The 14,494-nt window shown below is 67.0% G+C and carries 11 protein-coding genes; 6 read left to right on the forward strand and 5 right to left on the reverse strand.

Annotated elements, in window-relative coordinates; all coding sequences use genetic code 11:
• Positions 1 to 122 precede the first annotated feature (122 nt).
• Positions 123 to 620, forward strand: coding sequence for a hypothetical protein (locus FHS28_RS13880; protein WP_088451369.1), 498 nt, complete (start codon positions 123 to 125; stop codon positions 618 to 620).
• An 11-nt stretch (positions 621 to 631) separates the two neighbouring features.
• On the opposite strand, the gene FHS28_RS13885 is transcribed toward FHS28_RS13880, so the two are convergent.
• Complete coding sequence (locus tag FHS28_RS13885) at positions 632 to 1,483, reverse strand: transposase (RefSeq protein WP_088451371.1); 852 nt, start codon at positions 1,481 to 1,483, stop codon at positions 632 to 634.
• Between the two features lie 100 nt (positions 1,484 to 1,583).
• The gene (locus FHS28_RS13890; protein ID WP_246410057.1) at positions 1,584 to 2,063 is read right to left on the reverse strand and encodes a thioredoxin family protein; all 480 of its coding nucleotides are present in this window, start codon (positions 2,061 to 2,063) and stop codon (positions 1,584 to 1,586) included.
• Between the two features lie 133 nt (positions 2,064 to 2,196).
• On the opposite strand from FHS28_RS13890, the gene FHS28_RS13895 reads away from it, so the two are divergent.
• The 3 genes from FHS28_RS13895 to FHS28_RS13905 all read left to right on the forward strand — a co-directional run bounded on the left by FHS28_RS13895 (position 2,197) and on the right by FHS28_RS13905 (position 4,117).
• On the forward strand, positions 2,197 to 3,105 hold the full coding sequence (locus FHS28_RS13895) for a DUF808 domain-containing protein (RefSeq protein WP_088451375.1): 909 nt from the start codon (positions 2,197 to 2,199) through the stop codon (positions 3,103 to 3,105).
• Positions 3,106 to 3,144: 39 nt separating this feature from the next.
• Positions 3,145 to 3,372, forward strand: coding sequence for a hypothetical protein (locus tag FHS28_RS13900; protein WP_184294827.1), 228 nt, complete (start codon positions 3,145 to 3,147; stop codon positions 3,370 to 3,372).
• A 133-nt stretch (positions 3,373 to 3,505) separates the two neighbouring features.
• Positions 3,506 to 4,117 carry a UPF0149 family protein gene (locus tag FHS28_RS13905; protein ID WP_088451379.1) on the forward strand — a complete coding sequence of 204 codons (612 nt, stop codon included), beginning with the start codon at positions 3,506 to 3,508 and terminating at the stop codon, positions 4,115 to 4,117.
• A 19-nt stretch (positions 4,118 to 4,136) separates the two neighbouring features.
• Here the strand turns inward: FHS28_RS13905 and FHS28_RS13910 are convergent, their stop codons facing one another.
• Positions 4,137 to 4,631: a hypothetical protein gene (locus tag FHS28_RS13910; RefSeq protein ID WP_088451381.1), complete on the reverse strand. Its 495-nt coding sequence runs from the start codon at positions 4,629 to 4,631 to the stop codon at positions 4,137 to 4,139.
• 200 nt (positions 4,632 to 4,831) lie between these two features.
• Entirely contained in the window at positions 4,832 to 7,561 is a 2,730-nt protein-coding gene (locus FHS28_RS13915) for a S9 family peptidase (protein WP_088451383.1), read from the reverse strand.
• A gap of 159 nt (positions 7,562 to 7,720) precedes the next feature.
• On the opposite strand from FHS28_RS13915, the gene FHS28_RS13920 reads away from it, so the two are divergent.
• Both FHS28_RS13920 and FHS28_RS13925 read left to right on the forward strand, forming a co-directional pair.
• The gene (locus tag FHS28_RS13920; RefSeq protein WP_088451385.1) at positions 7,721 to 8,266 is read left to right on the forward strand and encodes a hypothetical protein; all 546 of its coding nucleotides are present in this window, start codon (positions 7,721 to 7,723) and stop codon (positions 8,264 to 8,266) included.
• A gap of 72 nt (positions 8,267 to 8,338) precedes the next feature.
• Positions 8,339 to 8,650, forward strand: coding sequence for a hypothetical protein (locus tag FHS28_RS13925; RefSeq protein WP_184294831.1), 312 nt, complete (start codon positions 8,339 to 8,341; stop codon positions 8,648 to 8,650).
• 103 nt (positions 8,651 to 8,753) lie between these two features.
• Here FHS28_RS13925 and uvrA read toward each other — a convergent pair whose 3' ends face one another.
• Entirely contained in the window at positions 8,754 to 14,423 is a 5,670-nt protein-coding gene (gene uvrA / locus FHS28_RS13930) for an excinuclease ABC subunit UvrA (RefSeq protein ID WP_088451389.1), read from the reverse strand.
• Positions 14,424 to 14,494 lie beyond the last annotated feature (71 nt).

Genomic DNA, 14,494 nt, shown 5'->3' on the forward strand with positions numbered 1-14,494 from the left:
GTTCATCTGTGACATGTGCATCAAACAGCCCGCGGCGAGGCGGCTTGCCCCCCGGACCACGGGAGGCGACCGGGGCGAACGTCTCCTAGCATTCGCCCTGTTGTAGATCCACTGGGTGTTCCATGGCGATCCGTACTGCTGACACGACCGAGCTGCTGAACCTGCGGGACGACGACGTCGCCCTGCCGGAAACGGCTGCACTGGACGGGCTGATGAAGTCTCTGGACTCCGATGCGGAAACGCCGGAGGACCAGGCGGCCCGCAGCGAAGCGCTGGAGCGCCTGGCGCTGTCCCACGCGATGTGTGACGACGCCGCGCAGGCCTGCTTCTATCTCTGCCGCAGCCTGGGCCTGGCCCGTCAGCAGACGCCGACGCAGGACGGGCAAGCCGGCCCGGATCTGGATCTGCTGTTCCAGCTGCTGGGTGCGCTGGCCGATCTGCCGGCGGAAGTCAGCGCGCTGCCGATGCCGGAAGGCGAAGCGGACGGCCTGGGTGTGGCGGAACTCTGCCACCAGCTCAGCGCGGCCCGCGAAATGACCACGGCCGCCTGGAACGAGGCCGCCGAGATCGATCAGGCGGTGGCAGCCTGCCCGGCCGCACCGGCACACGCGCTGCACTAAGCGCTTTCTCGTCAGTGGCTGCGGCTCACCGCGCGATGGCCGCGCTCGTGGCCCGCAATCAGCCGGCTCACCCGAGACACCGACAACCCCAGCTCCCGCGCCAGCGCGGTCATGGACTGGCCGCCTTCGGTATGCGCCCGGTAGAGCGCTTCTTCCCTTGAGTTGCTGCTGCGCATCCATTCGCGCAGCCCCCGCGGCCGCGGCGCACGTGGCGCGCGTTCGCTCTGGCTGACGGTCCGCTGCACAAAGGCCGCGTCCCCCAGGAAGATCTGGTGGCGCAGCTGGCTCCAGATATCCAGCGCCGGGTTGGATTCCACCAGCCCGTAATACCGCTGCGCCGCACGACGTCGGTCGGACGCTGACTGCGGCTGGCGGCCCAGCACGTGGCTCCAGAGCCCTTCCACTTCCAGCCAGGGCGGCGAGTCAGCCATACCGGAATGGGCCGGGAAGCTGCTCCACGGCCATTGCGCCGGATCGTCCACCACCCCATCCCGCACGCCCACCAGCTCGACATATCGGCAGGCATCGAGCAGCAGATGTTCGCGGTCCACCAGCACGGCCTTGAAGCGCCCCTGGAAGACATGGCCGGTGCGGCCATGTCGGCGGTTGTGGGCCTGGGTGTAGACGCCGTTGAGATGGCGCATCAGGCGCGAAAGATTGGCCTGGCGGGTGAAGATCAGCAGCTCGTAATGCTGGGTGCCGAGCCCGTAGGCGAGCACCTGGGCGTCGAAGCGCTCGGCGGCCTGATCCAGCAGTTCCAGCAGCAGACGGCGGTCGTCGTCGTCCGCGAACACGGCCGCTTCCCCCCGTGTCGCCACATGGTAGACAGCGCCTGGAAATTCGATGCGGAGGGGCCTGGCCATGCCAAGAAGCTAGGCGACGGCGACCTAAAAAACAAGGCGCCCGGCCGCTCAAGAGAGCGACACGGGCGCCGGAATGCGATGCTTGAACGCGGATGTGGGATCAGGTCTTGCCAAGCTTGGCCAGCACCTGCAGCACGGCGTCCTCGCCCATGTTGCGCGCATCGGCGAGTTCGCCGCCCAGGGTGGCGCCCAAGACCTGACCCTCGGGACTGAGCACCGCCACGGTGGGGATGCCCTTCTTCAGGGTCACACCCATCTGGTTGGCGACATCGACGTTGCGATCAAATCGACCGACATTGACCTTCACGACGACAAAGCGCTTGTTCACCTCATGCGACAGCGACCCCTGGCCCATGCCGCGGTTCAATGCCAGGCAGTCCTTGCACCAGTTGGCGCCGTAGATCACCAGCACCTGCTTGTGCTCGGCCCCGGCCTTGGCCACCGCCTGGTTGATATCGACCCGGGCGTCCGCCGCTTCGTTGTAGGGCCCTTCGCCCAAAGCTTCGGCTGCATGGGCCGTCGGCAGCGCCGCGAGCGCCAGGCAGGCCGCCATCAGGACAGTGGTGGTGCGTCGTTTCATGGCGGCAGTGTGCCACCAGGTGCAAGCGCCTGCACACCGCGGGCCCATATCGAAAATACCGATGGGCGCATGCGGTACAAACGCAGCTTCGACCACTTTTCCTCATCAGCGGCAATCTGCCGCCCTTCACACCATGGCCACCAGCCTTCTTGCCCTGATCGACGACATCACCACAGTCCTCGACGATGTGGCCCTGCTCTCCAAAATGGCCGCCAAGAAGACCACCGGCGTGCTGGGAGACGACCTGGCGCTGAATGCGCAGCAGGTCACGGGCGTGAGTGCGGACCGGGAGCTGCCGGTGGTGTGGGGGGTGTTCAAGGGTTCGATGGTCAACAAGGCCATCCTGGTGCCGGCTGCGCTGGCCATCAGCGCCTGGGCGCCCTGGGCGGTGACGCCGCTGCTGATGGTGGGCGGCGCCTACCTGTGCTTTGAAGGCGTGGAGAAGCTGGCCCACAAGTGGCTGCACGGGGCTGAACCGGACGCCGAAGAACAGGCGCTGGAAGAGGCGCTGAAAAAGCCCGGCACCGACATCGCCGCGCTGGAAAAGGACAAGATCAAGGGCGCCATCCGGACCGACTTCATCCTGTCCGCAGAAATCATCGCGATCACCCTGAACACGGTGGCCAATGAGGTGTTCCTGTCCCGGTTGCTGGTGCTGTCCGTCGTGGCGGTGCTGATGACGGTGGGCGTGTACGGCCTGGTGGCCGGCATCGTGAAGCTGGATGACGCCGGCCTGTGGCTCAAGCGCCAGGCCGCCGCCTGGAAGCAGACCCTGGGTCGCGGCCTGCTGGCGCTGGCGCCCTGGCTGATGAAAACCTTGTCGGTGCTGGGAACGGCTGCGATGTTCCTGGTCGGCGGCGGCATCCTGACCCACGGGTCGGCCACGCTGCACCATGGCATCGAGCAGGTGCTGGGCGGTCTAGGCGTGCAAGGTCTGGTGCTGTCCTCTCTGCAACTGGTGGCGGACGTGCTGGTGGGCATCGTGGTCGGCGCTGCGGTGCTGGCGGGCGTGTCGCTGGTGCAGAAGTTGCGCAAACGCTGAAAACCGGCCACTGCGAGTGGCTTGGCGGAGAATCACGGCATGAAGACGCATCAGATCGAGATTCAGAAGTTCAAGGCCGCCTCCAATTCCAGCCACGGCACGGTCAGCTTCAAGGTGGACGCACTGGTCACCGGCCGCCAGCCGGTGGAAGGCATTGAACCGTCCAGCCTGGTCACCATGAGCGAAGCCAATGCGCGGGTGCTGATGGCCCTGCTCAAGACGCAGCTGGCCGAGTTCGATGGCCGCAAGGCCCGCAGCCAGCGCTGAACGCCGAGCGCCGACCGCTCAGACATTCGCATGCACTCAGGGTCCAAAGACCCTGAGGGATCCCTCCCGCGGCCCGGCGACCTCCGCCGGGCTTCACGATTGCTTTCACGATTCCTGAAAGACCCGAATCACCATGGAACTGCCGCAGTACCAACCCGACAAGGCGGACTACCTGCCTCTGACCGATGACGAGCTCCAGGACCTGGACGACTGGCTCTCCGAGCTGCCCACCGATGCGGCGATGAACATCGAAGCGATCGACGGCTATCTGAGCGCCCTGCTGCTCAGTCCGGTGTCGCTGAGCGACAAGGCCGGCGCCGACTGGATGGCGCCGGTGTGGGGCGGGGGCGACCCGTTCTCCAGCGGCAAGCAGCGCAAGCGGATCGCCCTGCTGCTGCTGCGCCATGTGCACAGCCTGTCGGTGCAATGGACCTCCAAGCAGGACGAGTGGGAGCCGATCTTCAGCGTCGCCGAGGACGGCGAGCAGCAGCTGGTGGACGCCGAGGACTGGTGCACCGGTTTCATGATCGGGGTGGATCAGGACAGCGAGGCCTGGGGCCCGCTGTTTGATCACACCAAGACCGCCGCCGCGCTGGCCCCCATCGCCCTGCTGGGGGGCGATGAAGAGCAGCTGTCTCCGGAAGACGCTGAAAAGCTGACCGACCTGCATTGGCGCGACGCCCTGAGCCGGGAAGTGCCGGAGGGCGTCTTGACGATGTGGACGCTGCGACAGGCGGCGGACTGATCGGGCAGGCGGGCCGCCGTCAGGCGGCCAGCGCCAGAACCTCGTAGCGGCCGCGCGCCTCCTCCACGACGTCCGGAGCGCTGCCGGACTCCGGCGGGCGCTCGTAGCGGCCCTCCCGGGACAGGCGCTGCAGCCCGGTTTCCACGACGCCCAGCATGCCGAGCGCCTCGCGCAGGTTGTCCCGCACGGCGGCGGCCACCACCAGGGCTTCGTCGTCGTCCGACTGGGTGTCTTCATCCAGATAGTCCCGCTCCAGCCGGGCGATCAGCTCCGCGCAGGCGACCGCCTGCTGCATCCGTTCACGCACGGTCTCCAGCGCGACGCGCACGGTGACGTCCCGCCGCGGCACCAGCCATTCCGCATTGCCGGGCATGAAGCGGCTACGGGTGGGGCACATGCGCGAGCGGTAGAGAAAGCTTTCGAACTCCGTCGGGGTCAGGTCGGCCAGGGGGCGCTGGTCCAGCAGGGCTGACGCCGTGCCGGCGGGGAAGGGAATGAAGGTAGCGTGTGTCATGAGGCGGCTCCGGTCTGTTCATCCAAGGGGATGACCCATGATTCACGGACTGCCGACACCGTTCCTTGAAGAAGATCAAAACCAAGGCCCACGCCTCGCACACCATTCATTTTGACTGGCGGGAGGCTGTGGGCCTTGTGCCGTGAATGCGGTAGGCACTCACGGGAATAGGGGAGGCATCCCCCCGATCAGCAGGCGGATCAGCGGGTGGCGGTCCCCAGGTGCTGCAGCCAGAAGGCTTCGTACTTCCGATGCTGGCCCACCGGCTTCACCGCGCCGCCCAGCGCATGCACGCCGTCCGGATCCAGGAACAGCTCGACCAGCCCTTCCTTGCCCGACTCCAGCAGCGCGCGATAGACATTCACCGTGTCCTGATAAAGCACGTTGGGATCCTGCATGCCGTGCACCAGCAGCAGCGGCTTCTTCAACTGCCGCGCCAGCGGCAGCAGCGAATACTGGCGCAGCACCGGCTTCGTCCGGTCCACCGGACCGATGGTGCGGCCGCTGTACCAGGAGTTGTAGTTTTCCCATTCCGTCGGACCGGCGCCGGCGATGCCGGCCGCGAACAGATCCGGCTTGGTGTAGAGCGTGTACTGCGTCTGGAAGCCGCCGAAGCTCCACCCGTTCAGGCCCAGGCGCTGCCCATCGACGCCGAAGTTCGCCTTCATGTAGGCCACCAGGTCTTCCAGGTCTTCCGCCTGCGGTTGGCCCGGCTGCTGCCAGTTCGCATCCGCGAAACGCTCGCCATAGTTGGAATGGCCACGCGGGTCCACCGTCACGGTGACGAAGCCATGCTTGGCCGCCATGTACATCGCAAACAGGTAGCCGGTGTTCTGGAAGCTGTCGGTCTCCACCAGATGGCGGTCGTTCAGCGGGCCGCCATAGACGTAGACGATGCCGGGACGGCGATCGCTCGCCTGCCAGCCCTTGGGCTTGAACACATAGGCCTGAATCGGGTCGCCGTGGCGGTTCGCATAGCTGAAGCGCTCCGGCTGCATCAGGTTGACCTGGGCCCAGGCGGGATCATGGCTGCTGGTCAGCACCCGGCCAGGCTCGGCCCCTCGGGGGCTGGCCTGCCCCTTGATGAGCTTGAGCTCCGGCAGATGCGCCCAGTCGCCGGCGGTCGCGGCCAGCCACTGGCCGTTGCGGGAGACGGTCGCATTGCGGTGGAACTCCGGGGCGCGGCCCAGAGCGGTCATGCGGCCGTCCTTCAGGTCCACGCGCCACAGGTTCATCGCGGCGTAATCATCCTTGTTGGCGACGACAAACATCGTCTGTGCATCCGGCGTGAATCCCAGCACCTGATAGGCCTCGAACTCGCCCTGCACCAGCGGACGCACGCTGCGGTCAGCGCCTTGCAGGCGCATCGCGTAGGGCTGGCGCCAACCCTTGTCGGCCAGCATCACCACCAGGTCGCGGTTGTCCGGCGTGAATTGGGGCGTCATGACATTCACCAGTTCATGGTGGATGGGCGCGCGTCGTTCGACCACCACCGACGGCTTGCCATCGGGCTGGCCGAGGTAGACGCGGTAGAGGCCCTTTTCACGCTCGAAGGTGGCGAAGGCGTAGTGGCTGCCGTCACGCGCCCACACCACCGGGGACATCTCGAACCAGACATCGCCGCCCGGATGGCTGAACACCGGCTCCGGCTGACGCGCAGGCGTCTCGCCCGCGGCGGGCACCGGACGGATGAACAGCGCCACGGCGGGCAGGCCGCGCTTGTCGTCGGAGACTTCGCGGTCCACCTTCTTGGCGGTCGCGAAGCGCTCGCTGTAGCTCATGATCTCGACCTGCCGACCCGGCTTGGGCGCAGGCTTGCCATCCGGCGTGGTCAGCGGTGCTTCCGCCATCAGCGCCATCCAGCGGCCGTTTTCACTCAGCGTCGTCTGGGCAATCTTGAACTTGCGATCTTCGTCATCGGGATTGAACAGCTCCCGGTTGATGACCTCCACGCCGCTGCTTGCCAGTTGCACCCGCAGCACGCGGGTTTCGTCCTGGGCGATCACGGCACGGTCATCCGGCGTGTAGGCCACGGGCTTGAGCGTGCGGCCGATGGACAGCAGCGGCTGCGCGCGATCACTGCCCACCTTCCAGCGCAGCAGCTGGCCGCGGTAGCTGAAGGTCAGCTCGTCGCCCTTGCTGGCCCACACGAATTGCGTGACGCCGGGGTAGAGGTCTTCCGGCTTGAGCTTGTCGCGCTCCCGCTGCTTCTTCAGCTCGTCCCGCAGTTCCCACAGGGCCATGTCCTTCGGGTCCTTGGCAGGCTTGCGGGCGTCGGCGGTAGCCGAGGCAGCGCTGGAGGCGGCCCCGGAAGCGGCCCCGGAAGCTGCAGAAGCCGCGGCCGACGCAGCAACCACACCGGACGCCGCCGTATCGCCCCACAGCGCCTTTTCGGACGCCTTGCGCGCATCGTCGCGGGCCTTGCGCTGGATCAGCTCGGTGCGCAGCGCCTCGAGGGCCTTGCGTTCCCACTGGTCGAGGTCCACCTTCTCGCCGCGCAGGTAGGCGGCCTGCGCCTCTTCCTTCGCCTGGCGCTCGGCCTGCTCATCACGCTTTTGCTGCAGCTTGCGGGCGAAGCGGTCCAGGTTTTCCGGCGTCTCCACCATGGCCATCAGCGTGGGCGAGCTGACCCGCACCGTCTTGCCGGTCTGCGTGTCATGCACATACAGGTCGCTGCCCGGCTCACCGAACGGATTCCACAGGTAGGCGAGATACCGCCCGTCGGCACTGAACCGGGCGTCCTTGGCGGCCTCGCCGCGGTAGGACTCGGCGCGGAACAGCTGTTCCAGCGTCAGGGACGAGGGGGTGGCCGCCAGGGCGGTTGTCGGCGCCGCCGGTGCGGATGCGGCCGCGTGGGCCGCACCGTCCCCCAGGGCCAGTCCGGACGCCAGGGTCGCCAGCGCCACGGTGCTCAGGATCCAATGCTTCAAAGTCGCTCTCCATGCCCCAGTTGTCAGGGGAGCGGAGATTCTAGAAACGATGGCTACACCTGCTTACCGCAAGGCCGTGCACCGCGGACGGTGACCGCGCGTTAGACACCCAGACTTTCCCTGATTTCCCTGGGGAACTGTTCGCAAAAGGAACCGATCATGAAATCCCTGCTGATCGCATCAACCCTGGCCCTGGCCGCCCTGACCGCGCCCGCCGCCCACGCGGGCGACGTGGGGGTCTCCATCAGCGTCGGCCAACCCGGCTTTTACGGGCAGATCCAGCTGGGCGGCGGTTATCCGCCTCCGTCGGTGATCTACAGCGAGCCGGTGGTGGTGCAGCGGGTGTACGCCCCGCCGCCGCCGGTGTATCTGCGGGTGCCGCCAGACCACTATCGTCACTGGTCCCGCCACTGCGGCTTCTATGGCGCCTGCGGCCGTCCGGTGTACTTCGTGCGGGAAGACTGGTATGCGCGCACCTATGCGCCGGCGTATTACGGTCCCGCCTACCGGCCGGACTATCGACCCGGCTATCGACCCGGCTATGTGGTGGGCCCGCCCCGCTGGGAAGGTCGCCGGGAGTGGGAGCGTCGGGACTGGGACCGTCGCGACTGGGATCGCCGGGACGGGGACCGCCGTGATGACCGCCGCGGCTGGGACCGTGACGGGGACGACCGCCACGGCGGTGGTCACCATCATCATCACTGACCCTGAAAACGCCCCGTCGCGTATAGTGGGTGCATCCGCGCGCCGTGCCGGCGTGCTTCGATGCAGCCCACCATGTTCACCAAAGTCATCGCTGCCCTGGGTCTTGTGATCTGCGTGATGCTGGCCATCGACATGGTGCTGCCCCGCCGGCATCAACTGGCCTGGCGAGCCCGGGCCCGTCAGCTCTTCGGCCCGTCCTCCGGAAAGTTCTCGCAGCGCTTCGCGGGGCTGGGGCTTCGCTTCAGTTCCCGGGAGCGTCGCCGTGCGGCCCATGATGCCGCGCGAGATGCCATCGCCCGCGCCAAGCAGCGCGCTGCGAAGTGGGATGGCAACGTCTATCACAGCGACGAATTCGAACGTCGCCAGCGCCGCAAGCCGCACTGAAGCGCCGGAAGGCCCGCCCGCGGTTTCCTCCCGCGCACCAACTGCCCCGCCCCAAGGTCCAGGCCGGGCGCCGCCGTCCGGCGACGCCCGTTCCTGCAGACGTTTACTGACGCGCCAGCACCGGTGCCAACGCCCGGCCGGTATGCGTGCCTTGCGCCACCAGCGTTTCGGGCTGGCCTTCCGCCACCACCTGACCCCCCGCCGAGCCGCCTTCGGGACCCAGATCCAGCACCCAGTCGGCCTCGGCGATCACATCAAGGTCGTGTTCGATGACCATCACGCTGTGCCCGCCATTGACCAGACGGTGCAGCACACGAATGAGCTTCTCCACGTCCGCCATATGCAGACCCACCGTCGGCTCGTCCAGCACATAAAGCGTGTGCGGCGGCTTCTGGCCCCGGCGCGTCACATCGTCCCGCACCTTCACCAGCTCCGACACCAGCTTGATTCGCTGGGCCTCACCGCCGGAGAGGGTCGGGCTCGGCTGGCCCAGGGTCAGGTAACCCAGGCCCACGTCCTGCAGCAGCTTGAGCGGATGCGAAATGTTGGTCATGGCCGCGAAGAACTCCACCGCCTCGTCCACTTCCATCTGCAGCACTTCGCCGATGCTCTTGCCGCGCCAGCTCACCGCCAGCGTTTCCGGATTGAAGCGCTGGCCGTGGCACTGGTCGCAAAGCACCTTCACATCCGGCAGGAAGCTCATGGCGATGGTGCGCATGCCCTGGCCCTCGCACGCGGGGCAGCGGCCTTCACCGGTGTTGAAGCTGAACCGGCCCGGGCCGTAGCCGCGCGCCTTCGCTTCAAGGGTTTCAGCGAAGAGGCGTCGGATCGCGTCCCAGAAACCGACATAGGTCGCCGGGCAGCTGCGCGGCGTCTTGCCAATCGGCGTCTGGTCAACTTCCAGCACCCGGTCCACCAGCTGGTGCCCCTCGATGCCGGCGCAGCCCTGCCAGCGGGCCGGCGCCTTGCGCAGCGGCACGGCCACCGCCATGTTGGCCAGCAGCACATCCCGCGCCAGCGTGCTCTTGCCGGAGCCGGACACGCCGGTGATGGCCACCAGCCGATGCAGCGGCACGTCCACCGTCACCCCGCGCAGGTTGTGCAACGACGCATCCAGCACCTTCAGGCGCGGCTGCTCCGATTGCGACAGGTCCACCTCGCGACGCGGCTGGATCGGATGCACCAGCGGGTGCGACAGGAATCGGCCGGTCAGTGAATCGGGATGCCGTGCCAGCTCCTCGGCGGTGCCTTCGGCAATCACCCGGCCGCCGCGTTTGCCGGCGCCCGGGCCGATGTCGATGATGTGGTCGGCACGGCGGATGGTGTCTTCATCGTGCTCCACCACCACCAGGGTGTTGCCCTTGTCGCCCAGAGTGGACAGCGCCTTCAGCAGGATCTGGTTGTCGCGGGGATGCAGGCCGATGGTCGGCTCGTCCAGCACGTAACAGACGCCCTGCAGGTTGCTGCCGAGCTGCGCCGCCAGACGGATGCGCTGGGCCTCACCGCCCGACAGCGTCGGGGCAGCGCGGTCCAGGGTCAGGTAACCCAGACCCACTTCTTCCAGGAACTCCAGGCGGCCGCGGATTTCGGAGACCACGTCGCGCGCAATTTCCGCATCACGACCGGTCAGCGCAAGCCCGGCCACCCACTGACGGGCTTCTGTCACGCTCCAGCCGGCGACGGTGGCGATGGTCTCGTCCTCAAAGGTCACCGCACGGGCCACCGGATTCAGGCGCGATCCGCAGCAGTCCGGGCAGGGCTGATCGCTCAGGCCGTCCACTTCCGCCTCTTCCGCGGGGAAGCTCTGCTCCCGGCCGCGGTTGTCCTTGTCCTGCTGGCTGTCGTCCAGGGCCTTGCGCTGTTCACGCGTCAGCGCCAGGCCGGTCCCCACGCAGGTGGTGCACCAGCCGTGCTTGGAGTTGTAGCTGAACAGGCGCGGATCCAGTTCCGGATAGCTCGTGCCGCAAGTCGGGCAGGCCCGTTTGGTGCTGAACACCCGCAGCTCGCCGATGCCGGTCGTCGGCCGGGCATTCCGGATGGCGTCCTGCAAGCCATCCAGAGGCGCCAGCAGATGCACCACGCCCTTGCCCTGATCCAGCGCCTTGGCCAGCAGCTCGCGCAGCTCGGCTTCGGAATCCGGACTCACGACCAGGTCGCCGACCGGCAGTTCGATGGTGTGTTCCTTGAAGCGGTCCAGGCGGGGCCACGGGCTGGTGGACAGGAACTCCCCGTCCACCCGCAGATGCGTATGCCCACGGCCCTTGGCCCATTTCGCCATGTCGGTGTAGACGCCCTTGCGGTTGACCACCAGCGGTGCCAGAAGACCCACATGGCGACCCTTGTAATCCCGCATCAGCTGCGCAGCAATGGCCTCGACACTTTGCGGACGCACCGGCGTGCCGTCGATGGCGCAGTGTTGCACCCCCAGCTTCACATACAGCAGGCGCAGGAAGTGCCAGACCTCGGTCGTCGTCGCCACCGTGCTCTTGCGACCGCCGCGAGACAGCCGCTGCTCGATGGCCACCGTGGGCGGGATGCCCCACACCGCATCGACTTCCGGGCGCCCGGCGGGCTGCACGATCGAGCGCGCGTAGGCATTGAGCGATTCGAGATAACGCCGCTGTCCTTCATTGAAGAGGATGTCGAAGGCGAGCGTGCTCTTGCCGGAACCGGAGACGCCGGTAATCACGTTGAAGCGACCGCGCGGGATGCTCACGTCCACCGACTTCAGGTTGTGCTCGCGCGCATTGACGATGCGGATGACCTCATCCGCCTTGCGCCGCTCACGCACCAGCGACTGCAGCGGCCGGCCTTCTTCGGCCACCGCCACCGGCGCGCGGTCCATGTCCAGCGCATAGTCGCGCAGGGCCTTGGCGGTGTGCGAGGTCGGATGGTCCTTGATCTGCTCCGGCGTGCCGACGGCCACCACATGGCCCCCCCCTTCGCCGCCCTCCGGGCCCAGGTCGATGACCCAGTCGGACGCGCGGATGACGTCCAGGTTGTGTTCAATCAGGATCAGCGAGTGCCCGGCCTGCAGCAGCTTGCGCATCGCCCGCATCAGCTTGGCTATGTCGTCGAAGTGCAGACCGGTGGTCGGCTCGTCGAAGAGGAACAGCGTGCCCTTGGTGGCCGTCGCCTGACGCGGACGCGATGCCGCCTCGGCCAGGAAACCGGCCAGCTTCAGGCGCTGCGCTTCACCGCCGGAGAGCGTGGGCACCGGCTGACCCAGGGTCAGGTAGTCCAGGCCCACATCCGACAGCGGCTGCAGCTTGTTGACGACTTCACGGTCCTCGCGGAAGACGGTCAAGGCCTCGGCCACCGTCAGGTCCAGTACATCGGACACACTCAGCTGACGTCCGGCCCGCTCCAGCTTCACTTCCAGGATTTCGGCGCGGAAGCGCTTGCCATCGCAATCCGGGCAGCGCAGATAGACGTCCGACAGGAACTGCATCTCCACATGCTCGAAGCCTGAGCCGCCGCAGGTGGGGCAGCGGCCGTCGCCGGCGTTGAAGCTGAACATGCCCGCGCCGTAGCTGCGCTCCTTGGACAGCGGCGCTTCCGCGAAGCGCTTGCGGATCTCGTCGAACACACCGACATAACTGGCCGGGTTGGACCGCGCCGTCTTGCCGATGGGCGACTGGTCCACAAAAACCGCATCCGCCAGCCAGTCGGCGCCCAGCAGGCGGTCATGCGCACCGGGGGTTTCCGTCGCCTGACCGAACCAGCGCGCCAGCGCCGGATACAGCACGTCCTGCATCAGCGTGCTCTTGCCGGAGCCGGAGACACCCGTCACCGCCACCATGCGCTGCAGCGGGAACTCGACGTCCACATTCCGCAGGTTGTGTTCGCGTGCGCCTTCCAGGATCAGGCGCGGCGTGTGCTCATCCACCGCCCGCTTCAGGCCCATGCCCACATGCTTGCGGGCACCGAGATAAGCGCCAGTGAGCGTATCGGCAGCGCGGATCTGCTCCGGCGTGCCGTCAAAGACGATCTGGCCGCCCTGTTGACCCGGACCGGGGCCCATGTCGATCAGACGGTCGGCGGCCAGCATCACCGCCGGGTCGTGCTCCACCACCACCAGCGTGTTGCCGGCATCGCGCAGACGACCCATCGCTTCCACGATGCGGTTCATGTCCCGCGGGTGCAGGCCGATGCTGGGCTCGTCCAGCACAAACAGCGTGTTCACCAGCGAGGTGCCCAGCGCCGTGGTCAGATTGATCCGCTGCACTTCGCCGCCGGAGAGGGTGCGGCTCTGACGGTCCAGCGTCAGGTAGCCGATGCCCACGTCCACCAGGTATTTCAGCCGGTTGCGGATTTCGTCCATCAGCAGCTTGAGCGCATCGTCCAGCATCGAGCCGGGCAGCTGGAGCTCATCCATGAACTGCCGCAAGCGGTGGATCGGCAGCATCATCATGTCGTGCACCGACAGACCGGGCAGCTGCTCCAGTTGCTCGCGGGTCCAGCGCACGCCTTCCGGCAGGAAGCGCTGATACTGCGTGGCGCCTTCGGTGTCCGGCGTCAGGGCCGCGTCGGCCAGCGGCTTGGAGCCAATGCGCCACAGCAGGGCTTCCGTCTTGAGCCGCGCGCCGCGGCAGGTGGGGCATTCGGTGTAGCTGCGGTATTTGCTCAGCAGCACCCGGATGTGCATCTTGTAGGCCTTGCTCTCCAGGTAGTCGAAGAACCGGCGCACGCCATACCACTGCTTGTTCCAGTTGCCGTTCCAGTTGGGGCTGCCTTCGATCACCCAGTCTCGCTGGGCCTGGGTCATCTGGTTCCAGGCGGTATCGCGCGGGATGCCCGCCTCACCGGCGTATTTGATGAGGTCGTCCTGGCACTCCTTCCAGGCCGGCGTCTGCATCGGCTTGATGGCGCCGCCGCGCAGGGTCTTGCGCTCGTCCGGAATCACCAGGCCCAGGTCGACGCCAATCACACGGCCGAAGCCGCGGCAGCTGTCGCAGGCCCCCATGGCCGAATTGAAGGAAAACAGCGCCGGTTGCGGGTCCGCATAACGGATGTCGCTCTCCGGGCAATGCAGACCGGTGGAATAACGCCACAGCACCGGCTCAGCGCCTTCTTCAGCGGGCAGCACATAGACCGACAGGCGACCGCTGCCGCGCTTCAGGCCCAGCTCGATGGCTTCCAGTGCACGGGCCTGTTCAACGCCCTGCACCCGGAAGCGGTCCGCGACCACATCCAGCACCTTGCGGCCGTCCTTGACCCGCTCGGCCTGCACCCGGGTGAAACCGGACGCGGACAGCCATTGCTGCACTTCCTCCGGGCTGACCGTCTCGGGCAGTTCAACCGGGAAAGTCAGCACCAGACGCGGGTCGTCATCGCGGGTGCGGGCCAGCAGATCGGCGTAGATCGTCTGCGGCGTGTCGTGGCGCACCGGCAGGGCGGTGTCGCGGTCGAAGAGCTCGGCGCCACGCGCAAACAGCAGCTTCAGATGGTCGTTCAGCTCCGTCATCGTGCCGACGGTCGAACGGCTGGTACGCACCGGATTGGTCTGGTCGATGGCGATGGCGGGCGGCACGCCCTCCACCTTGTCCACCGCCGGACGGTCCATCCGGTCCAGGAACTGCCGGGCGTAGGCGGAGAAGGTCTCCACATACCGGCGCTGGCCTTCGGCATACAGCGTGTCGAAGACCAGGCTGGACTTGCCCGACCCGCTGGGCCCGGTCACGACCGTCAGTTCCCCCGTCCGGAGGTCCAGGTCGAGGTTCTTCAGGTTGTGCTGGCGGGCACCGCGAATGCGGATATCGGCGTCGGACATGCTGTGGTGAGCCTCAATTGGGGTAGAGGCCAAACATTCTAGGGAGGGGTACTGACAGGAACTGACAGTAG

The organism is Roseateles terrae, assembly GCF_014192155.1.
GTDB lineage: Bacteria > Pseudomonadota > Gammaproteobacteria > Burkholderiales > Burkholderiaceae_C > Roseateles > Roseateles terrae.

Excerpts from the sequence above, each read along its gene's own strand:
- FHS28_RS13900 (WP_184294827.1), top strand. The coding sequence starts at position 3,145 with ATGAAGACGCATCAGATCGAGATTCAGAAGTTCAAGGCCGCCTCCAAT.
- FHS28_RS13880 (WP_088451369.1), top strand. The coding sequence starts at position 123 with ATGGCGATCCGTACTGCTGACACGACCGAGCTGCTGAACCTGCGGGAC.
- uvrA (WP_088451389.1), bottom strand. The coding sequence starts at position 14,423 with ATGTCCGACGCCGATATCCGCATTCGCGGTGCCCGCCAGCACAACCTG.
- FHS28_RS13905 (WP_088451379.1), top strand. The coding sequence starts at position 3,506 with ATGGAACTGCCGCAGTACCAACCCGACAAGGCGGACTACCTGCCTCTG.
- FHS28_RS13890 (WP_246410057.1), bottom strand. The coding sequence starts at position 2,063 with ATGAAACGACGCACCACCACTGTCCTGATGGCGGCCTGCCTGGCGCTC.
- FHS28_RS13885 (WP_088451371.1), bottom strand. The coding sequence starts at position 1,483 with ATGGCCAGGCCCCTCCGCATCGAATTTCCAGGCGCTGTCTACCATGTG.
- FHS28_RS13910 (WP_088451381.1), bottom strand. The coding sequence starts at position 4,631 with ATGACACACGCTACCTTCATTCCCTTCCCCGCCGGCACGGCGTCAGCC.
- FHS28_RS13895 (WP_088451375.1), top strand. The coding sequence starts at position 2,197 with ATGGCCACCAGCCTTCTTGCCCTGATCGACGACATCACCACAGTCCTC.
- FHS28_RS13920 (WP_088451385.1), top strand. The coding sequence starts at position 7,721 with ATGAAATCCCTGCTGATCGCATCAACCCTGGCCCTGGCCGCCCTGACC.
- FHS28_RS13925 (WP_184294831.1), top strand. The coding sequence starts at position 8,339 with ATGTTCACCAAAGTCATCGCTGCCCTGGGTCTTGTGATCTGCGTGATG.